This is a genomic window from Zoogloea sp. (assembly GCF_028689785.1).
Lineage (GTDB): Bacteria > Pseudomonadota > Gammaproteobacteria > Burkholderiales > Rhodocyclaceae > Zoogloea.
The window spans coordinates 41,825-60,658 of the sequence record NZ_JAQVCN010000029.1 but is presented as its reverse complement, the minus strand read 5'-3'; the positions used below and the strand labels follow the sequence as shown (position 1 = coordinate 60,658).

At 70.1% G+C, this 18,834-nt stretch carries 13 protein-coding genes; 7 read left to right on the top strand and 6 right to left on the bottom strand.

Annotated elements, in window-relative coordinates:
* From PHI64_RS13695 to PHI64_RS13685, 3 genes are all read left to right on the top strand, one after another.
* Positions 1 to 1,160, top strand: a 1,160-nt coding sequence (locus PHI64_RS13695; protein WP_299883713.1) for an efflux transporter outer membrane subunit, incomplete at its 5' end; no start/stop codon positions are given.
* Between the two features lie 119 nt (positions 1,161 to 1,279).
* On the top strand, positions 1,280 to 1,987 hold the full coding sequence (locus PHI64_RS13690) for a cytochrome b/b6 domain-containing protein (protein ID WP_299883711.1): 708 nt from the start codon (positions 1,280 to 1,282) through the stop codon (positions 1,985 to 1,987).
* Between the two features lie 39 nt (positions 1,988 to 2,026).
* A complete protein-coding gene (locus PHI64_RS13685) occupies positions 2,027 to 4,105 on the top strand; it encodes a carboxy terminal-processing peptidase (protein WP_299883709.1) in 2,079 nt (692 codons plus the stop codon).
* Between the two features lie 59 nt (positions 4,106 to 4,164).
* On the opposite strand, the gene PHI64_RS13680 is transcribed toward PHI64_RS13685, so the two are convergent.
* Positions 4,165 to 4,653, bottom strand: a complete 489-nt coding sequence (locus PHI64_RS13680; RefSeq protein ID WP_299883707.1) for a nuclear transport factor 2 family protein — start codon at positions 4,651 to 4,653, stop codon at positions 4,165 to 4,167.
* A gap of 306 nt (positions 4,654 to 4,959) precedes the next feature.
* Between PHI64_RS13680 and PHI64_RS13675 the strand changes: the two genes are divergently transcribed.
* The 3 genes from PHI64_RS13675 (at position 4,960) to PHI64_RS13665 (ending at position 7,858) form a co-directional block, all read left to right on the top strand.
* A complete protein-coding gene (locus PHI64_RS13675) occupies positions 4,960 to 5,133 on the top strand; it encodes a hypothetical protein (RefSeq protein ID WP_299883705.1) in 174 nt (57 codons plus the stop codon).
* A gap of 178 nt (positions 5,134 to 5,311) precedes the next feature.
* Positions 5,312 to 5,785: a rhodanese-like domain-containing protein gene (locus PHI64_RS13670; protein ID WP_299883703.1), complete on the top strand. Its 474-nt coding sequence runs from the start codon at positions 5,312 to 5,314 to the stop codon at positions 5,783 to 5,785.
* 96 nt (positions 5,786 to 5,881) lie between these two features.
* The gene (locus PHI64_RS13665; RefSeq protein ID WP_299883701.1) at positions 5,882 to 7,858 is read left to right on the top strand and encodes a carboxy terminal-processing peptidase; all 1,977 of its coding nucleotides are present in this window, start codon (positions 5,882 to 5,884) and stop codon (positions 7,856 to 7,858) included.
* 270 nt (positions 7,859 to 8,128) lie between these two features.
* Here PHI64_RS13665 and PHI64_RS13660 read toward each other — a convergent pair whose 3' ends face one another.
* The 5 genes from PHI64_RS13660 to PHI64_RS13640 all read right to left on the bottom strand — a co-directional run bounded on the left by PHI64_RS13660 (position 8,129) and on the right by PHI64_RS13640 (position 15,384).
* Positions 8,129 to 8,596, bottom strand: a complete 468-nt coding sequence (locus PHI64_RS13660) for a cytochrome c (RefSeq protein WP_299883699.1) — start codon at positions 8,594 to 8,596, stop codon at positions 8,129 to 8,131.
* A gap of 63 nt (positions 8,597 to 8,659) precedes the next feature.
* Complete coding sequence (locus PHI64_RS13655; RefSeq protein ID WP_299883697.1) at positions 8,660 to 9,550, bottom strand: dienelactone hydrolase family protein; 891 nt, start codon at positions 9,548 to 9,550, stop codon at positions 8,660 to 8,662.
* Between the two features lie 25 nt (positions 9,551 to 9,575).
* Positions 9,576 to 10,574, bottom strand: a complete 999-nt coding sequence (locus PHI64_RS13650; RefSeq protein ID WP_299883695.1) for an SMP-30/gluconolactonase/LRE family protein — start codon at positions 10,572 to 10,574, stop codon at positions 9,576 to 9,578.
* A gap of 263 nt (positions 10,575 to 10,837) precedes the next feature.
* A complete protein-coding gene (locus tag PHI64_RS13645; protein WP_299883693.1) occupies positions 10,838 to 13,030 on the bottom strand; it encodes a tetratricopeptide repeat protein in 2,193 nt (730 codons plus the stop codon).
* A 23-nt stretch (positions 13,031 to 13,053) separates the two neighbouring features.
* Positions 13,054 to 15,384 carry an arylsulfatase gene (locus PHI64_RS13640; RefSeq protein ID WP_299883691.1) on the bottom strand — a complete coding sequence of 777 codons (2,331 nt, stop codon included), beginning with the start codon at positions 15,382 to 15,384 and terminating at the stop codon, positions 13,054 to 13,056.
* A gap of 274 nt (positions 15,385 to 15,658) precedes the next feature.
* Between PHI64_RS13640 and PHI64_RS13635 the strand changes: the two genes are divergently transcribed.
* Positions 15,659 to 18,832: an efflux RND transporter permease subunit gene (locus tag PHI64_RS13635; protein ID WP_299883689.1), complete on the top strand. Its 3,174-nt coding sequence runs from the start codon at positions 15,659 to 15,661 to the stop codon at positions 18,830 to 18,832.
* Positions 18,833 to 18,834 lie beyond the last annotated feature (2 nt).

Genomic DNA, 18,834 nt, shown 5'->3' with positions numbered 1-18,834 from the left:
GCTACCGCCAGGCCAGCGCCCTGCTCGACGCCGCCCAGGCGGCACAGTTTCCCACCCTCAACGCCAGCGCCGGCGTGACCCGCAGCCAGGGCGTGAGCACCACCACTACCGGCGGCACCACGGCCAGCGCCGGCGCCCCCATCCGCAACACCAGCCGCCTGAGCCTCGCCGCCAGCTGGGAGCCCGACCTGTGGGGCCGCATCGCCCGCAGCGGCGAGGCCGCCCAGGCCAGCGCTGCCGCCAGTGCCGCCGACCTGCAGGCCGCCCGCCTGAGCACCCAGGCCGCCGTCACCCAGGCCTACCTGCAACTGCGCATCAACGACGCCCAGCACGCCCTGCTCGAACGCACGGTGGCCGCCTACACCCGCTCCGGCGAGATCACCCGCAACCGTTTCGACGCTGGCGTCGCCGCCCGGGCCGACGTCACCCAGGCCCAGGCCCAGCTGAAGACGGCCCAGGCCCAGCTCATCGACCTGGGCATCCAGCGCCGCCAGCTGGAGCACGCCCTGGCCGTGCTCACCGGGCGCCCGCCGGCTGATCTGGCCCTGCCGCCCACCACCCGCCTGCCCGACCTGCCGCCCGTGCCGGGCCTGCTGCCCTCCACCTTGCTCGAACGCCGCCCCGACATCGCCGCCGCCGAACGCCGGGTGGCCGCCGCCAACGCCCAGATCGGCGTAGCCCAGGCCGCCTTCTTCCCGACCCTCACCCTGGGCGCCACCGTCGGCACCCAGAGCGCGGCCCTGGCCCGGGTGCTGTCCCTGCCCAACCAGTTCTGGTCCCTCGGCCCCAACCTTGCCCTCAGCGTGTTCGACGCCGGCGCCCGCTCGGCGCGCAAGGCCCAGGCCATCGCCAGCTGGGACGAAAGCGTGGCCAGCTACCGCCAGACCGTTCTCACCGCCTTCCAGGAGGTGGAGGACAACCTCGCCGCCCTGCGCATCCTGGAAGCCGAAGCCCAGGCCCAGGCCGACGCCCTGGCCGCCGCCACCGAATCCCTGACGCTGGTCAATAACCAATACCTGGCCGGCACCGTGAGCTACCTCAACGTCACCAGCGCCCAGACCGTCGCCCTCAACGCCGAACGCGCCCGCCTGGACATCCTGGTCCGCCGCCTCACCGGCAGCGTGGCCCTGTTCAAGGCCACCGGCGGCGGCCAGCCCTGAGAGGATGCAGATGAATCCGCTTTCCGTTGCCCACCCTGGCCGGCGCCGCCTTTCCACAGGCGCTTCCGCTCAGTAACACCCTCTGAGCCCTTCCCTCTTCCCCTTTCCGGAGTCATCACATGCATCGCCAACGTGTCTGGGATCTGCCCATCCGCCTCTTCCACTGGCTGCTCGTCGCCAGCATCGCCTTCGCCTACGTGTCCGGCACCCTCGGCGGCAACCTCATCGACTGGCATGGTCGGGCCGGCTTCTTCATTGTCGGGCTGGTGGTGTTCCGCATCGTGTGGGGCTTCATCGGCACCGCCACCGCGCGCTTCACCAGCTTCGTGCGCGGGCCCGGCGCCATTCGCGCCTATCTGCGAGGCGAATGGCGCGGTATCGGCCACAACCCCATTGGCGCCCTGTCGGTGCTGGCTCTGCTCGGCCTCATCGGCGCCCAGGCCGCCACCGGCCTGTTCACCAATGACGACATCGCCTATCAGGGCCCCTTCGCCGACTGGGTAGGCAAAGACCTCTCCGACCGCTTCCACACCTGGCACGCATGGCTGCAGAATGGGCTCCTGGCCCTGATCGCGCTGCATGTGGGGGCCATCGTGTTCTACCTGCACGTCAAAAAAGAGAACCTCGTGAAGCCCATGCTCACCGGCTGGACCCCCAGCAACCCGACCCAGCGCCACAGCCCCGCCCCCGGCACGCGGCGGGGCGGCGGACTGGTGGCCTTCCTGGTGGCGGCCCTCATCGCCAGCGCTGCGGGCCTGTCCGCGGCCGGCGCCCTGCTGCCCGCCCCCGCGCCAGCCCCGGCCACCTCGGCGGCCCCCGCCTGGTAAGCTGCCCCTCCCCCGCCCCACGTTCAGGACATCCACCCCATGAAACGCCTCCTGCTCGGCACCCTGCTGGCCCTCGCCTTCGCCGCCCCGCTCCATGCCGACGACGCCCCGCCACGCCTCCTGCCCACGCCGGAGCAGGCCCAGGCCGCCTACCTGGGGTCGATGTTCCTGAGCCGCTACCACTACGCCATTCAGCCCCTCGACGACGCCCTGTCGGCGCGCATCTTCGAGCGCTACCTGAAAGACCTCGATCCGGAGCATCTCTACTTCACCCGGGCCGACATCGAAGCCTTCGCCCCCTGGCGCACCACCCTCGACGACGCCATCCTGCTGGGACGCCTCGACGCCCCCTTCGCCATCCACGAACGCCTCGCCGCGCGCAACGCCGAACGCCTCGTCTATGCCCGCAGCCTCCTCGATGCCGGCTTCGACTTCACCACCCCGGAAAGCATCGCCCTCGACCGCAGCAAAGCCCCCTGGCCAGCCGACGACGCCGAGGCCCGCGACCTGTGGCGCAAGCGCGTCAAGAACGACTGGCTGCGCCTCAAGCTCGCCGGCCAGGACGACAAGACCATCCGCGAAACCCTGGGCAAGCGCTACGACAACGCCCTTGCCCGCAGCCGTCGGGTGCGCGGTGACGACGTCTTCCAGATCTTCATGAACGCCTACACCGGCACCATCGAGCCCCACACCAGCTACCTGGGCCGGGGCTCGGCGGATTCCTTCGACATCACCATGCGCCTGTCCCTGGTAGGCATCGGCGCGGTGCTGCAGGAGCGGGACGAGTACATCACCGTCCGCGAGCTGTCCCCCGGCGGCCCGGCGGCGCGCTCCGGCAAGCTGGCCGTGGGCGACCGCATCGTCGGCGTGGGCCAGGGGCCCGGCACCCCCCTCACCGACGTGGTCGGCAACCGGGTGGATGAAGTGGTCAAACTGATCCGCGGCACCAAGGACACCCAGGTGGTGCTCGACATCCTGCCCGCCGACGCCGGCCCCGACGGCGCCCACCGGCAGATCACCCTGGTCCGCGACACCATCCGCCTCGAAGAGCAGGCGGCGAAGAAGAAGGTGCTCAACGCCGGCCCCGGCGACAGCGGCCCGCGCATCGGCGTCATCACCTTGCCCGGCTTCTACGAAGACTTCCAGGGCCGCCGCAGCGGCGACAAGGACTACCGCAGCGCCAGCCGCGACGTGGCCCGCCTGATCGACGAACTGAAAGCAGAGAAGGTGGACGGCCTGATCCTCGACCTGCGCAACAATGGCGGCGGCTCCCTGCGCGAAGCCGTCGAGCTGACCGGCCTGTTCATCGACACCGGCCCCGTCGTGCAGCAGCGCCGGGCCGACGGCAAGATCGAGGTGGAGAGCGACGAGAAGGCCGGCACCGCCTGGGACGGCCCCATGGCGGTGATGATCAACCGGGGCTCCGCCTCGGCCTCCGAGATCCTTGCCGCCGCCCTGCAGGACTACGGGCGCGCCGTCATCGTCGGCGAGACCAGCTTCGGCAAGGGCACCGTCCAGTCCCTCATCAACCTCGACCAGATCGCCCGCAACGACACGCCCCGCTACGGCGAGCTGAAGATGACCATCGCCCAGTTCTTCCGGGTCAATGGCGGCACCACCCAACTCAGGGGCGTGACCCCCGACATCCGTTTCCCCTCGGCCTTCGACGACGCGGAGTTTGGCGAGGCCGCCTTCGACAACGCCCTGCCCTGGCGCCAGATCCCTGCCGCCCGCTTCACCCCCGCCGGCACCCTGGGCCCGATCCTGCCCGAACTCCAGCGCCGCCACGACGCCCGCATCCGCAATGACAAGGCCTTCAAGGAACTACAGGAAGATGTCGCCGAGGCCCTCCGCCTCAAGGCCCTGCGCAGCCTGTCCCTGGTCGAAGCCGAGCGCCGCAAGGAGAAGGACGCCCGCGAAGCCCGCCTCCGCAGCCGCAACACCCAGGACGCCGCCGCCCTCCGCGACGACGGCCTGCAGTCCGGAGAACGCAGCCTGAAGGCCGAAATCGACTCCGAGAAAGCACTGAAGGGCCGCAAGGACACCCCTCTCGACGAAGCCGTCCACATCGTCGCCGACGCCGCCACCCTGCAGACCGCAAAACAGGCCAGCCGGTAGCCCGCCCGGGCCTGTTCGCGGGGTCGCGTTCATCCGCTCCCCCCGAGGGCTGGCGATGCTCAGGGCAGGGTCGCGGCGTCCCAGTGTTCGACGATCCTGCCGTCCTGGATGCGGAAGAGGTCGAACCAGGTGGAGGTATAGGTCTTGCCGGGAGCCCTCGGGTCCGGGTACTCCCGCACGAAAGCGAGGCTGACCAGATCACCCTCCGCCACGATGCTGACGAGGGGCGTACGCACCCGGGCCTCGATCGGCACCGCTTTGACGCGCTTGCCGAAGAACTCCACGAAGGCCGCACGGCCCGTCGGAACCCGCGGGTTGTGCTGAATGTAGGACTCGGCCAGGTAGTGCTCGGCCCGGTCCAGATGGCCGCCCTCGAAAACCTCCCGCCAGAAGTCATACACCAGCCGCTTGTTGGCGGCGAGGCGGGGGTCGGGGCTGGCGAGCAGGCGGGCGTGGTCGGCTTCGCCCTGGACCGGCACCTGAGCCGCGACACGGCCCCCCAAAAGCAGGCCACCCACGAGCAGCAAGAACACAAAACGGATTTTCATCGGACGATTACCTGAAGGAAAAGGGAAAGCCCGGACAGCGTGCAAGGATCGGGCCGGTCTGCGCAAGCCCGCCGACCGGCCTTCCGCCGGTGGTCACCACACCCCCGGCTGCTGCGATCGCAGACATTCCGTTGCCCGGGTGTTCGGCACGCAGCAGCTCAAGCCTCGTCCCCCAAGCCCCTCCGGCATCTGCCGATGCCACGCAAACCGCGCTCATCCCGGGCCCGCACATGCTTTGCCGGTGCCGGATGAAAGCTGGCCCCGGACTTGCAAAAGGGAGGCAATCCAGCGAGGAGCCTACGCAACATGAAACCCACCAACACACACCCCACACCACCGTGGTTTGCCTTCTGGCATGCCTTCATGGAGGTGCTTCTGCCCAGCCGGCCCCACCGCGGGCGGCGCAAACCGCCCCCCATCCCGGTGCAAGCCCGTCTCGCCCCCATGCACGGGGCGCAACAGCCCGCCGCACAGGCCTGATGAGCAGGCAACAGCCAGGCTCGGCCGCCCTCCGCGCCGAACAGGAAGCCCCCCTACGGATCAAGACCTTGCCCGACTGCCTCGTCTTCGCCAAGCCGGCGCGAATGTTGCAACTCACGACCGGAGGATGCGTCGCCAGGCGCCTCCCGACATTTCATATTCAGCCAAGAAAGACATCATGAAAACCGCTTTCCTCCTCGCCGCCCTGCTGGCCGCCGGCACCACCAGCGTCTTTGCCCAACAGGCCGCCCCCGCCCAACCTGCTGCGGCTGCAGCCAAGCCCTACGTCGCCCCGCCCTGGACCTACAAGACCAAACAGCTCAGCCGCGCCGAGATCGACGCCCTGCTGGCCAAGCCCGGCGAAGTGCTGGTGCTCGACGTGCGCCGCCCCGACGAACTCATCACCCGCGGCAGCTTTCCGATCTTCCTGAGCGTCCAGTTCAACGAAGTCGAGAAGTACCTGGCCTACATCCCCAAGGACCGCAACATCATCACCGTCTCCAACCGCGCCCACCGGGCCGGGGACATCGGCGACAAGCTCAGCGCCAAGGGCTACAAGATCGCGGGCGCCGCCGGCTCCCTCGACTACGAAGACCAGGGCGGCAAGGTTGCCCGCATCACCGCCCCGCCCCCCCGCGCCGCGGCCAACTGAGCCCGCCGCCATCAAGGCTGCAACCTCCTGACGGCACCGGAGGCCGGCAGCCTGACCGCACACCATCCCAGCGCCCCGCCGCGGGCAGGAGACTCCATGAAGCGCCTCGTCGGCGGCCTGTGTGCCGTGGCAGCCTTCGGCAGCGTCGGCGCAGCCGGCCTGCCGGCCCTCAAACCCGAAGCCCGCCAGGCCGACGCCGCGCGCTACACCGCCCAGCTTCTGGGGCACGCCCACTACCTGCCCACCGCCCTCGACGACGCCCGCTCCGAGCAGATCTTCGAGCGCTACATCCGGGCCCTGGACCCGGAGCGGATGTTCCTGCTGCAGAGCGACATCGATGGCTGGAAAGAAGCCCGCACCCGCCTCGACGACGCCATCCTGTCCCGCGACCTGGCACTGCCCTTCGCGCTTTACCGGCGCCAGGCCGAACGGGCCGATGCCACCTTCGCCCGGGCCCTGACACTGCTGCGTCGCGGCTTCGACTTCCAGGTGGACGAGAGCTACCGGCTGAGCCGCAAGGATGCCCCCTGGGCCACCTCTCCGGACGAACTGGCCGAACTGTGGCGCAAGCGCCTCAAGCACGAATGGCTGCAACTGCGCCTGGCCGGGCAGGACGACACCCGGGTTGCCGCCGCCCTGGAGCGCCGCTACCTTGCCGCCCGACGGCGCCTGGCGCGCATGCAGAGCGATGATGTATTCCAGATCTTCATGGGGGCCTACACCGGCAGCGTCGATCCGCATACCGGCTACTTGGGCCCCCGCGCCGCCGGCGAGTTCGACATCTCCATGCGCCTGTCGCTGGTGGGCATCGGCGCCATGCTGGAAGAGAAGGACGACTTTGCCACCATCCGCGAGCTGACCCCGGGCGGCCCGGCGGCCCGCTCCGGCCGCCTGCAGGTGGGTGACCGCATCGTCGGGGTCGGCCAGGGCGAGCGCGGCCGCATCGAGGACGTGCAGGGCTGGCGCCTTGACGAGGTCGTCGCCAAGGTTCGCGGTGGCCCCGACTCGGTGGTACGGCTCGACGTGCTGCCCGGTGACGCCACCCTGGGCGGCACCCAGCGCACCGTGGCCCTGGTGCGCAAGACGGTCGGGCTGGAAGACCAGGCCGCACGCAAAGGTGTCGTCAATATCACTGACGGGCGACGCGTCGGCATCATCACCCTACCCACCTTCTACCAGGACTTCACAGCCCGCAACCGGGGCGAGAAGGGCTATCGCAGCGCCACCCGAGACGTGGCGCGCCTGCTTGGCGAGCTACGCAGCGAGGGCGTGGACGCGGTGGTGATGGACCTGCGCAACAACGGTGGCGGCGCCCTCGACGAAGCCATCGAACTGACTGGCCTGTTCATCGAGACTGGCCCCGTGGTACAGCAGCGGGACGGCCACGGGCGGGTTCAGGTGAACGGCGACCACGACCCGGCGATGGCCTGGAGCGGCCCCCTGGCCGTGCTCATCGACCGCCACTCCGCCTCAGCCTCGGAGATCTTCGCCGCCGCCATCCAGGACTACCGGCGCGGCGTCGTGCTCGGCGAAAACAGCTTTGGCAAGGGCAGCGTGCAAAGCATGGTCAAGCTCGAACGCCTGGGCGCCCAAGCTGCTCCGGGGCTCGGCGAGCTCAGGCTCACCATCGCCCAGTTTTTCCGCATCAACGGCGCCACCACCCAACTGCGCGGCGTGAAGCCCGACATCGCCCTGCCCATGCTGCCGACCCACGACGCCGCGGGCGAGACCGGCTTCGACAACGCCCTGCCCTTCATGCGCATCCGCGCCGCCAATTACGACACCCTGGCCGGGCTGGACGAAACCCTGCCGCACCTGGAGGAACGCCACCGCGCCCGGATCGCGGCCAACCCCGAGTTCGGCCGCCTGCTCGGCGAGATCGCCCGCCGCAAGGCCCTCCAGGCCCGCACCGAGATTTCCCTGCACGAGCCCACCCGGCGGGCCGATCCCGCACCCCTGCCGGCACGGGCAACGCCTGCCGACGGCCCGGACCTGCTCCAGGTGGAAGCGGCCCATATCGTCGTGGATCGGATCGAGCTGGAGCGCCCCGGTCAGCAGGCCGGGGGCCGATGAGCGGGGGCGGCTTCATCCCGCCTCGGACGCCGGATCGACGGCATGCTGGTCACTGGCGTGAACAGGTCGAGTAAATTCGACCCCACGGGCGATCCGGATGCACCGGGGGCGGCTGGAGGGACGATAGGGGCGACTTCAGTCGCCCGCGGACTTCGATCAAGGGCATGACGGCAATCAACACGCGGATGGGCGGCTGAAGTCGCCCCTGCGGAGAGACCGCGTCGACCGTCAGACGACGCGTCAGTCAGGGGCGGCACCGCCCTGTCGGGCTCAGTCCTTCTTGCGGAAGTCGTCGTGGCAGCCCTTGCAAGTGGCACCGAGCTTGCCGAAGGCCACCTTGACGGCGGCGGCGTCGCCGGTGGCGGCGACCTTGGCGAGTTCGTTGGATTCGGTGACGAACTTGCGTGCGGCCTCACCGGCCTTGGCGGTGTCGGTGAACAGCTCGGGCTTGACCGTGGTTTCACGCCAGCCCTTGCCGGTTTCGGTGCCGGCCGGGTAGAGGGCGCCGAGGCCGGAGTTGGCGATGGCGGCGATGGCGTTGGCGGCGCGGATCACTTCATCCTTGTTGTAAGTGCCGTCCACACTGGCCTTGATGCGGCCATTGTTCCAGGCCAGCACCTGGTAGACCGACTGACGCCACTTGATGACCTGTTCGGGTTTGGGCGCCTGCTGGGCGAAGGCGGCCGAGGCGGCGGTGAGGGCGAGGACGGCGAGCAGAGGTTTGACGAGTTGTTTCATTGAAGCTCCGGATGGATGAGGTTTGGATTGAAGGTGGGAGGAAGGGATTGCCCCGTGCGGAACTCAGGCCTTGAGGTGTGTCCTGAAGAAATCCACCGTGCGCTGCCAGGCGAGCTTGGCGGCGGCCGGCTGGTAGCGGGGCGTGGTGTTGTTGTTGAAGCCGTGCAGGGTGTCGGGATAGAAGTAGATCTGGTGCTTCACCCCGGCGGCGGTGAGGGCGGCCTCGAACTTCGGCCATCCGGCGTTGATGCGTTCGTCGTCGGAGGCGTAATGAACCAGCAGCGGCGCCTTGATCTTCGCCACGTCCTCCAGCGGCGGCTGGCCGCCGTAAAAAGGCACGGCCGCGGCCAGGTCGGGGATTCGGGTGGCCAGGAAGTTGGAGATGCCGCCGCCGTAGCAGAAGCCGGTAACCCCCACCTTGCCGTTGCCCTGGGGCAGGCCCTTGAGGATGGCGACGGCGGCGATGAAGTCTTCCCGGCTCTTGGTCTGGTCGAGCTTGGGAAAAAGCTCCCGGGCCTTGTCCTCGTCGCCGGGGTAGCCGCCGAGGGGAAACAGGGCATCCGGGGCAAAGGCGATGAAACCGTCCAGGGCCAGGCGCCGGGCGATGTCCTCGATGTGCGGGTTGAGGCCGCGGTTCTCGTGCACCACCAGCACGGTGGGCAGCCTGCCTTTGGCACCAGCAGGCTGCACCAGGTAGCCGCGCAGGGTGCCGTAGCCCTTGGGCGAGGGGTATTCCACGTAGCGGGCCTGGATGCGCGGGTCGCTGTGCTGCACTTCCTGGGCGTCGGCAAAGCGCGGGCTGAGGGCGTTGAGCAGCCCCTCGGCGGTCACGCCGGCCACGGCGTACTGGCCGGCGCGGGCCAGAAACTCCCGGCGCGGGATGAGGCCATGGACGTACTTGTCGAAGAGCTGGAGCACTTCGGGCTTGAAATCGGCGGCGGTTTTAAGGCTCATGGCGGACTCCGGAAAAACGGGAAACTTACTTGACGCGACCGGCGTAGCCGGCGGTCAGCACCGGAATGCGCCAGGCCGAGCCGCTGCCCACGACGTAGAGGGTCTTCTTGCCCGGGCCGGCAAACGCCAGGTTCTGGGGGCGCTTGGGCAGGGCGATCACGCCCAGGGCCTCACCCTTGGGGCTGAACACCTGGACACCAGCATTGGAAGCCACGTAAAGACGCCCCTCCGCATCCACGGCCAGGCCGTCGGCGCCACTGGTGGGGCCGCTGCCAGTACCACTATCGGCCTGGCGGAAGCCCTCCAGCCTGGCAAACTCGCGCTTCGCGCCGAGCTTGCCGTTGGCGGCGATGTCATAGGCCAGCACGTGCTCGCCGGCGGTGTTGGCCACGTAGAGGGTCTTCTCGTCGGGGCTGAGCTGGATGCCGTTGGGGCGTTCGATATCGTTGGCCAGGCGCTCGATGGCGAACTCCGGCGAGATGCGATACACCGCCGGCTTGGCGATCTTGCTGGTGTCGGGCTTGGGGTTGGCATTGGCATTCACGCCCGAATCGGTGAAATACACAAAGCCCTTGCGGTCCACCACCAGATCGTTGGGCCGCCCAAAGCCCAAGCCACCGTCCACCTTGGCGGCCAGGGTGCGGATATTGCCGACGGGCAGGATCACCCCGACCTTCGGGTCGAGGGTCTGCACGGCCACCAGATCGCCGTTGGGGGCGTAGGCCAGGGCATTGACGCCGTTGGTGTTGTCGAGAAACACCGAGGTGCTGCCATCCGGCGCGATGCGGATGACCCGGGCGTTCTGGTTCTCGGTGAACAGCACGCTGCCATCGGGCGCGGCGATGGGGCCTTCGGTGCCCTTGAAGCCGTCCTTGATCAGCTCGATCCGGGTGCCGGCATTGACGACCCCGGCGATGGCGGGGGTCAGGGCTTCCTGGGCCTGGGCGGCCTGGAAGGTGGTCAGGGTCAGCAGGGTGGCCAGCACGGCCTTGACGGGAGCATTCACGGTGGCAGTCACTTTCATGGCAGGAATCGGCAAAAACACGGGCAACACGGGCCTTGGCCCACGTCCCCACTTTGCACGGGGCGTGCCAGCCCGCCGGCAAGCGCCCCCATAACCGCCCCCGGGTGGCCCCATTCACTTGATTCATCAGGACAAATCCGACCAGGCGGAAGGGTTATGGGCCCCGGCCGCCCGCTCCATGCTGCACTACGGACTGTTGCCGGGCGCGCACCCGGCCCGGCCGACCTGCTCGAAATTCAACGGCGTTGCTGCACTGCGTGCACTCAGGGCTGGCGGGTGAGCCGCGCCAGGGCCTCGCTCAAGGCGGCGGCCTCGGCACTTCGGCCACGCCGGCTCTCCACCTGTGCCAGCAGACGCAGCAGGGACGGATCGTCGGGCCGGCGCTGGCGGCTGTTTTCGAGCACACCTGCGGCGGTATCCAGGCGCCCGGCCTCCATCAGCGCCACCGCCACCACCAGGGCGTAGCGGCCCTCGTCCGGGGCCAGGGATGCGGCCTCCTGGAGCAGCGGCAAAGCCTCGGCCCGCCGCCCCTGGCGCACCCGCAGCAGACCCAGGGCATGGCACGCCTCGGCAGAACGGGGCGCTGCGGCGACGGCCCGCAGCAGCAGGCCCTCCGCCTCCCCGTCGCGCCCCGCCGCCCGGTGCAGGTCGGCCAGGTTGATCAGGGCTGGCACGAAGGCGGGGTCGAGCCTGAGGGCCATCGTCAGGGCCTGCCCGGCTGCCGCGCCATCGCCCCGGGCCTGGAGCAGGCGGGCCCGGTTGACGTGGGCTTCGGGCCGGTCGGCAGCCACGCCTTCGGCTTGCAGGGCCTCCGCCATACCAGCCTCAAGGCGGGCGCGGAGTGGCTGGGGCAACGGGTCGCTGCTGCGCCCGGCCAGGCTGCGGGCGGCCTCGATGCGCACCGCCCGCAGGGGGTCGTCCAGCAGGGGCGTGCCGATGGCCAGCGCCTGAGGGGGCGGCAGCGCCACCAGGGCCCGGGCCAGGCCCAGGCGCAGCAGGCCGTCCCTGTCTGCCGCCGCCTGGCTGAGCACATCGGGGGACGGCAGGGGGCGCCCCGCCGTCAGGCCGGCGAGCAGGCTGGCGCGCTGAATGCCCGGATAGCTCAGTTCCAGGGCCTGGCCAAGGGAAAGGGGCCCCAGCCAGCCGCCCCGCCACTGGGCGGCCAGGGCGCCGGCCAGGGGTGGCTCTCGGCCTTCGCCCCGGCCCCGGCGGGCCAGCGCGGCGGCGGCCCAGGCCGGCCCCTTGTCGGTATGGCAGGCACGGCAGGCGTCGGGCGTCCCGAGCCGCCCGGACTGGGCCGGCCGGGGTACGGAGAAGCGGTGGTCGTGGCGCACATGCACGCCCATGTAGGTGCGGGTGGGCATGTGGCAGGCTGTGCAAGCCGCGCCGGGTGAGCCGGCCCGGTGGCCGTGGTGGGCGGCAACGTCATAACGGGCCGGCAGGTGGCACTGGGCGCACAGGGCATTGCCCGGGGCCCGGGGCCGGCCGTCGTGGGGGTCGTGGCAGTGGGTGCAGCTCACCCCGGCCCGGTGCATGGCGCTCTGGGCAAAAGAGCCGTATTCAAACACCTCGTCGTCGATCTGCCCGTCGGAGAAATACAGGCCGGGCTCCACCAGCGCGGGGGTGTAGCCGTCGAGAAAGGGCGCCTCCGGCCGGGGCGCCGCCACCAGCTGCTGGCGCCGGGCATGGCAGGGGGCACAAACCTCGGTCGTGCGCTGGCCGGCGCCAGCCTCGCCGCGCAAGCGGGCGATGGGGGCGGTGCCGTCGAAGGCAAACACCTGGCGCCGCAGCCGGGCAGTGAGCACCGGCAGCCCTGCGCCGGCCCGGGGCGCCCGGGCATGATCGGCGCCAGCGCCGTGGCAGGCCTCGCAGCCCACCCCGATCTCGGCCTGGTGGCCTGCCGGGCGGCCGCTGCCCGGGTCGGCCGCCTGCACCCGCCCGGTGGTGTGGCAGGCGGCGCACATGAAGTTCCACTCCAGCTCTCGCCCGGTCCAGTGCAGGGCCTCGCCGGGCCGGGCCCCGGCATGGGCGGCCAGGGCAAACCAGCGCTGCCCGCCCTCCTCGCGGGGCCGCGCATCCCAGGCAACATCAAAGGCCTGCAGGCGGCCGCCGGGCAGGGGCAGCAGGTATTGCTGCAGGGGATACACGCCGATGGTGTGGCTGACCCGGAAATCCCCGGGCCGGCCGTCGGGCCCTTCAGTGCGGATGAAAAAGCCGTCGCCCCGCCGAAAGAAGCGCACCCGGCGTTGGCCATCGACGAAATCCACACCGGCAAAATCCCCCAGCACGCGCTGCGGGCTGGCCACCTGCATGGCCAGGGCATGGTGGGAAGCCTGCCAGCGCCGTCCCTCCTCCGCGTGGCAGCTGATGCAGGCAGCACTGCCGGCGTGGGCCGGCCGCCCGGCCTCGGCCCGGAGCAGGCCGGGGCATACCAGCAGCAGGCCCAGGAGAGCCACCCACGCCAGGTAGGCGGCGCGGCTCAGAGCAGCTCCACCTCGACCTTGTCCAGGCGGCCGGTAAAGCTGAAGGGCACGGCGTAATCCCGGCTCACCGGGGTGCCCAGGTCGGCGCCCACGTCGAGGGTGTCGTAGCTGCCATAGGCGATCTTGCTGATGCGCCCCTCGCCCACCTGGCGCCCATCGACGAACAGCCGCCCGACGCCGGGCACCGCCGGCTGGGGCTGACCGGGCGCCGGATTGGTGACGGCGGCCGGCGGGGTGCCCTCGGGGGTGAAGCGGAACTCCACCTTCACCGGGCCCCGGGGCAGGCGCCCGTCGGCCACGATGTGGCTGCTGCGGTGGCCGTGGGCGTTGGATTCGTACACCAGCCGCCCGTCCTTGACGAACAGGCTGAAGCCGCCCCAGCGCCCACCGTTGGCAATGATGACCCCGTCGCCGCCCTTGCCCGACAAATCCAGCTCGGCGCTGATGCGGTGGGCCCGGCGGGTGACGTCCGGGCCGTTACGGGACGGAATCCGCCCCACCCCGGCGCGATAGGTGAACAGGGTGCGGCCGGCGGTCAGGCTGGGCCGGCCCACGCCCACGTCGGGCTGCAGGGGGTATACGTCGTTGGCCCAGGCTTCCTTGTCGAAGGCGGCCACCAGCTCGGCCAGCTTCTCGGGGTGGGTGGCAGCCAGGTTGCGGGACTGGGTGAAGTCTTCCTGCAGGTTGTAGAGCTCCCACTGGCGGGTGCCGAAGGGCGCCTGGTTGAGGGCCGAATTGGCCCCCGGATTGACCTGCCGCGACCCGGCCCACCAGCCATCCTTGTAGATGCCCCGGCTGCCGCGGATCTCGAAATACTGCACCCCGCGCGGGCTGGCGGCGCCGGGCTGATCGAAGCTGTAACGGAGGCTCCTGCCCGCCAGGGGCACCTGGTCCACGCCCTCCACCTTGTGGGGAAACGGGATGCCGGCGAGCTCGTAGATGGTCGGCGCGATGTCGGTGGCGTGGCTGAACTGACTGCGCACCGTGCCCCTGTCCTTGATGCCCTTGGGCCAGGACACCACCAGGGGGTTGCGGGTGCCGCCCAGGTAGGCCGGGATGCCCTTGCCGTACTGGAAGGAGGTGTTGTCGGTCCATGCCCAGGCGGAGCCCACCTGGTTGTCGAAGGCCGGGCCGCCCAGCTCCTCGATGCGCCGGACCCGCTCGGCCACCGTGGCCGGGGTGCCGTCCGGCGCCACCAGGTCGCGGCCCAGCAGAGCGGTGTTGGCCTCGGCGCCGTTGTCGCCGACGATGTAGAAGACGATGGTGTTGTCCCCCTTGCCCTGGGCACGGATCTCGGCCAGCAGGCGGCCCACTTGATAGTCGGTGTAGGCCAGGAAAGCGGCGGTGACCTCGGCCTCCCGGGCGAGCAGGCGGCGCTGCTCGGCGGGCAGGGAATCCCAGGCCGGCAGCTCGGGCGGACGCGGGGTCAGCACGGCGTTGGCGGGGATCACACCCTTGGCTTTCTGGCGCGCAAAGATCTCCTCCCGCAGGCTGTCCCAGCCCTTGTCGAACTTGCCCTTGTAGCGCTCGATCCAGTCCTTGGGCACGTGGTGGGGCCAGTGGGTGCCGCCAGGGGCAAACCACACGAAGAAGGGCTTGTCGGGGTACACCGCGTCCACATTACGCAGCCAACGGGTGGCCTCGTCGGTCATGTCGGCGGTCAGGTGGTAGCCCTGGGCCGGGGTGGCCCTGGGCTCCACGGCGCTGGTGTTGCGGAACAGGCGCGGCTCCCACTGGTTGTCGGCGCCGCCATGAAAGCCATAGAAGAACTCGAAGCCCAGGCTGGTGGGCCAGTGATCGAAGGGGCCTACCGGGGTGATCTCCCACTCCGGCGTGTTGTGCCATTTGCCGAAGGCCGCCGTGCTGTAGCCGTTCTGGCGCAGCACCTCGGCCAGGGATACGGTGTCCTTGGCCCACACCGAGTTGTAGCCCGGAAAGCCCGCGGAGGCGTTGGCCACATTGCCGAAACCGACCTCGTGGTGGTTGCGCCCGGTAAGGAGCGCGGCGCGGGTCGGCGAGCACAGGCTGGCCACGTGGAACTGGTTGTAGGACAGGCCACTGCGGGCCAGCTCCTCCAGGGCCGGGGTTTCGGCCACACCACCAAAGGTCGAGGCCTGACCGAAGCCCACATCGTCGAGGAGCACCACCACCACGTTGGGGGCGCCGGGGGCCGCCTTCACCTGTTTGGGCCAGGCGGGGGTGGACCGGGTCTTGTCCTGATCAATGCGGCCGGCAAAGGGCTCAGGCGGGCGGGGCAGATCCTGGGCGAGCACGACCTGGGACACCAGGGCGAGGCCCACGGCAAGGGGAAGGGTCTTGGGTCTCATGGACAAAAAGGCGTTTCCGGTGACGAAGGGACGGGACGAGCCTCAGCACGGACCGTACCAGGCAAAACCCGCCCCGCAGCCCGCCCGCCACCGCCTGCGGGCCACCGCGGCTGCTGGCCAGCCAACCGCAGTGCAGCAAAGCTGTTGCCCAGCCAACACAGGCCCCGCCGACCCCTCAGCCCCAAAGCCGCATCCGGCGGGCCCCGGCGGCCGTGGAACGGATATTGCCCAGGGAAAGGGTTTGCTTGCTCCCGGCGCGCCAGCCCCTGCCCCCATGTGGATCGTCAACATCGCCCTGCGGCGCCCCTACACCTTCCTGGTGATGGCGCTGCTCATCCTGCTGTCCATGCCCTATGTGCTGCGGAAGATGTCCGTGGACATCTTTCCGTCCATCGACATCCCGGTGGTGGCGATGCTCTACAACTACAACGGGCTGCCGGCGCCGGAGATCTACAGCCGCATCACCCGCTCGGCCGAGCGGGCCATGACCCAGTCGGTGGACAACATCGAGCACACCGAGTCCATCTCGGTGGCCGGCGGAGCCATCATCAAGGTGTTCTTCCAGCCCGGCACCGACATCGGCACCGCCCTGGCCCAGGTGCAGTCGGGGGCCAACGCCGCCTACCGGTCGCTGCCGGTGGGCATCGCCCCGCCCCAGGTGGTGCAGTACTCGGCCACCGACCTGCCCCTGCTGCAGCTGGGCGTGTCCAGCGCCACGGTGCCCGAGACCGAGGTGGGCGAGCTGACCAATGACGTGGTGCGCAACACCCTGCGCACCAAGCGTGGGGTGGAGCTGACCGCCCCCTTCGGCGCCCGCAACCGCCAGATTTCGGTGGACATCGACACCCCCTCCCTGCTGGCCCGCGGCCTCACCCCCGCCGACGTGACCAATGCCATCGGCAACCAGACCCTGACCCTGCCCACCGGCATCATCAAGATCGGTAGCCAGGAGTACGACGTGGCCCTCAACGGCTCGGTGGCCACCATTGCCCGCATCGGCGACATCCCCATCCGCAGCGTGGACGGCCGGACCATCCATGTGCGTGACGTGGCCAGCGTGCGGGACGGCGCCGGGCCGCTACAGACCATCGTGCGGCAGAACGGCGAGCGCGGCATCCTGACCTCGGTGTTCAAGGTGGGTGGCGTGTCCACCCTGGAGGTGGTGGACCAGGTGCGCCGGGAGATTCCCCGCATCATGGAGAAGCTGCCCGAGGACATGACGGTCAAGCTGATGTTCGACCAGTCCCTGTTCGTGCGGGCGGCCATCGGCAACGTGCTCCACGAAGCCCTCATCGCCGCCTCCCTGACCGCCGCGATGATCCTGCTGTTTCTGGGCAACTGGCGCACCACCGGCATCATCGCCGTGTCCATCCCCCTGTCCATCTGCGTCTCCCTGATCGTCCTCTACCTGCTCGGCGAAACCCTCAACCTGATGACCCTGGGCGGCCTGGCCCTGGCCGTGGGCATTCTGGTGGATGACGCCACCGTGGAGATCGAGAACATCGAGCGTCAGATGGCCCTGGGCAAGCCCCCCCACCAGGCCATCCTCGACGGCGCCCAGGAGATCGCCGCCCCGGCCTTCGTGTCCACCCTGTGCATCTGCATCGTCTTCGTGCCGATGTTCTTCCTCACCGGGGTGGCCCGCTCCCTCTTCGTGCCCCTGGCCGAGGCGGTGATCTTTGCCATGCTGGCCTCCTACCTGCTGTCGCGGACCCTGGTGCCCACCCTGGTGATGTACATGATGCGCCGCCACCCCGGCGGCCACGCCCCGGCCCCGGCCAGCGGGCTGGCGGCGCGCCTGCATGGCATCCACCTGGGCTTCGAGGCCGGCTTCGGCCGCTTCAGGGCCCACTACACGGTGCTGCTGGCAGCCCTGCTGCGCCAGCGCCGACGCTTCGGCAGCGCCTTCCTGGGGCTGTGCCTGCTGTCCCTGGGGCTGGTGCCCCTGCTCGGGCAGGACCTCTTTCCGGCAGTGGATGCAGGCCAGATCCGCCTGCACCTGCGGGCCGCCTCGGGCATCCGCCTGGAGGAGATGCCCCGGCTGGTGGATCAAGTGGAGGCGACGATCCGCGAGACCGTGCCCGCCGCCGAGCTGGAGGACATCCTGGACATCGTCGGCGGCCCCTACTCCACCCGCAACACCCTGTTCGGCAACTCCGGCACGGCCGAGACCGCCGACACCGAGATCATGGTATCCCTCAAGCGCGGGCACGCCCCCAGCGGCGACTACATCACCCGCCTGCGCGCCCTGCTGCCCGAGCGCTTCCCAGGCATCGAGTTCTACTTCCAGCCCGCCGACCAGGTCAGCCAGACCCTCAACTTCGGCACCCCGGCGCCCATCGACATCCAGTTCACGGGGGGCAAGCCCGCCGACATCGCCCCTCTGGCGGTCGAGCTCAACAACCGCCTGCGCGCCGTGCCGGGCGTCGTGGACGCCCACGTCTATCAGCGCTGGAGCAAACCTGCCCTGGCCCTGGACATGGACCGGGTGCGCCTGCAGCAGCTCGGCCTGGCCGCCCGCGATGTGGCCCAGAACGTGATGATCTCCCTGTCGGGCAGCATGCAGGCCTCCCCGGCCTACTGGCTCAACCCCGCCAACGGCAACACCTACACCATCGGCGTGCGCACGCCGGAGACCGCCATGGAAACCCTCGACGCCCTGCTGCGTACCCCCGTGGGCAGCAACGCCGACGGCGCCCAGCTGCTGGGCAACGTGGTGTCCCTGAGCCGCCAGGCCATGGCCCCGGTGGTCACCACCTACAACACGGTGCAGACCTTCAACGTGTACGCCAACGTGGAAGGGCGCGACCTGGGCAGCGTGAGCCGGGAGATCGGCGCCATCCTCGACGAGATCCGCCCGCGCTTGCCCCGGGGCGCCGAGCTGACCCTGCGCGGCCAGGTTGAAACCCTGCACGACGCCTACGCCGGCCTGGCCCTTGGGCTGGCCGTGGCCATCGTGCTGGTGTACCTGCTGCTGGTGGTCAACTTCCAGTCCTGGCTGGACCCCCTGATCATCATCAGCGCCCTGCCCGCGGCCCTGGCCGGCATCGCCTGGCTGCTCTTCCTGAGCGGCACGCCCCTGAGCGTGCCGGCCCTGACCGGCACCATCATGACCATGGGGGTGGCCACCGCCAACGCCATCCTGCTGGTGTCCTTTGCCCGGACCCGCCTCGCCGAAGGCGTACCCCCCGTCACCGCGGCCCTGGAGGCCGGCGCCACCCGCCTGCGCCCGGTGCTGATGACCGCCTTCGCCATGATCGCCGGCATGCTGCCCATGGCCCTCGGGGTGGGTGAAGGGGCCGAGCAGAACGCCCCCCTCGGCCGCGCCGTGATTGGCGGGCTGGCTTTTGCCACCACCTCCACCCTGCTCTTCGTCCCCCTCGTCTTTGCCGCGGTCCACCTGTGGCTGGAAGGCCGCGCCCCCCGCGCCAGCCTGGCCCACGCCTGACC

Excerpts from the sequence above, each read along its gene's own strand:
- PHI64_RS13660 (WP_299883699.1), bottom strand. The coding sequence starts at position 8,596 with ATGAAACAACTCGTCAAACCTCTGCTCGCCGTCCTCGCCCTCACCGCC.
- PHI64_RS13675 (WP_299883705.1), top strand. The coding sequence starts at position 4,960 with ATGAAACCCACCAACACACACCCCACACCACCGTGGTTTGCCTTCTGG.
- PHI64_RS13690 (WP_299883711.1), top strand. The coding sequence starts at position 1,280 with ATGCATCGCCAACGTGTCTGGGATCTGCCCATCCGCCTCTTCCACTGG.
- PHI64_RS13635 (WP_299883689.1), top strand. The coding sequence starts at position 15,659 with ATGTGGATCGTCAACATCGCCCTGCGGCGCCCCTACACCTTCCTGGTG.
- PHI64_RS13640 (WP_299883691.1), bottom strand. The coding sequence starts at position 15,384 with ATGAGACCCAAGACCCTTCCCCTTGCCGTGGGCCTCGCCCTGGTGTCC.
- PHI64_RS13650 (WP_299883695.1), bottom strand. The coding sequence starts at position 10,574 with ATGAAAGTGACTGCCACCGTGAATGCTCCCGTCAAGGCCGTGCTGGCC.
- PHI64_RS13655 (WP_299883697.1), bottom strand. The coding sequence starts at position 9,550 with ATGAGCCTTAAAACCGCCGCCGATTTCAAGCCCGAAGTGCTCCAGCTC.
- PHI64_RS13665 (WP_299883701.1), top strand. The coding sequence starts at position 5,882 with ATGAAGCGCCTCGTCGGCGGCCTGTGTGCCGTGGCAGCCTTCGGCAGC.
- PHI64_RS13685 (WP_299883709.1), top strand. The coding sequence starts at position 2,027 with ATGAAACGCCTCCTGCTCGGCACCCTGCTGGCCCTCGCCTTCGCCGCC.
- PHI64_RS13670 (WP_299883703.1), top strand. The coding sequence starts at position 5,312 with ATGAAAACCGCTTTCCTCCTCGCCGCCCTGCTGGCCGCCGGCACCACC.
- PHI64_RS13680 (WP_299883707.1), bottom strand. The coding sequence starts at position 4,653 with ATGAAAATCCGTTTTGTGTTCTTGCTGCTCGTGGGTGGCCTGCTTTTG.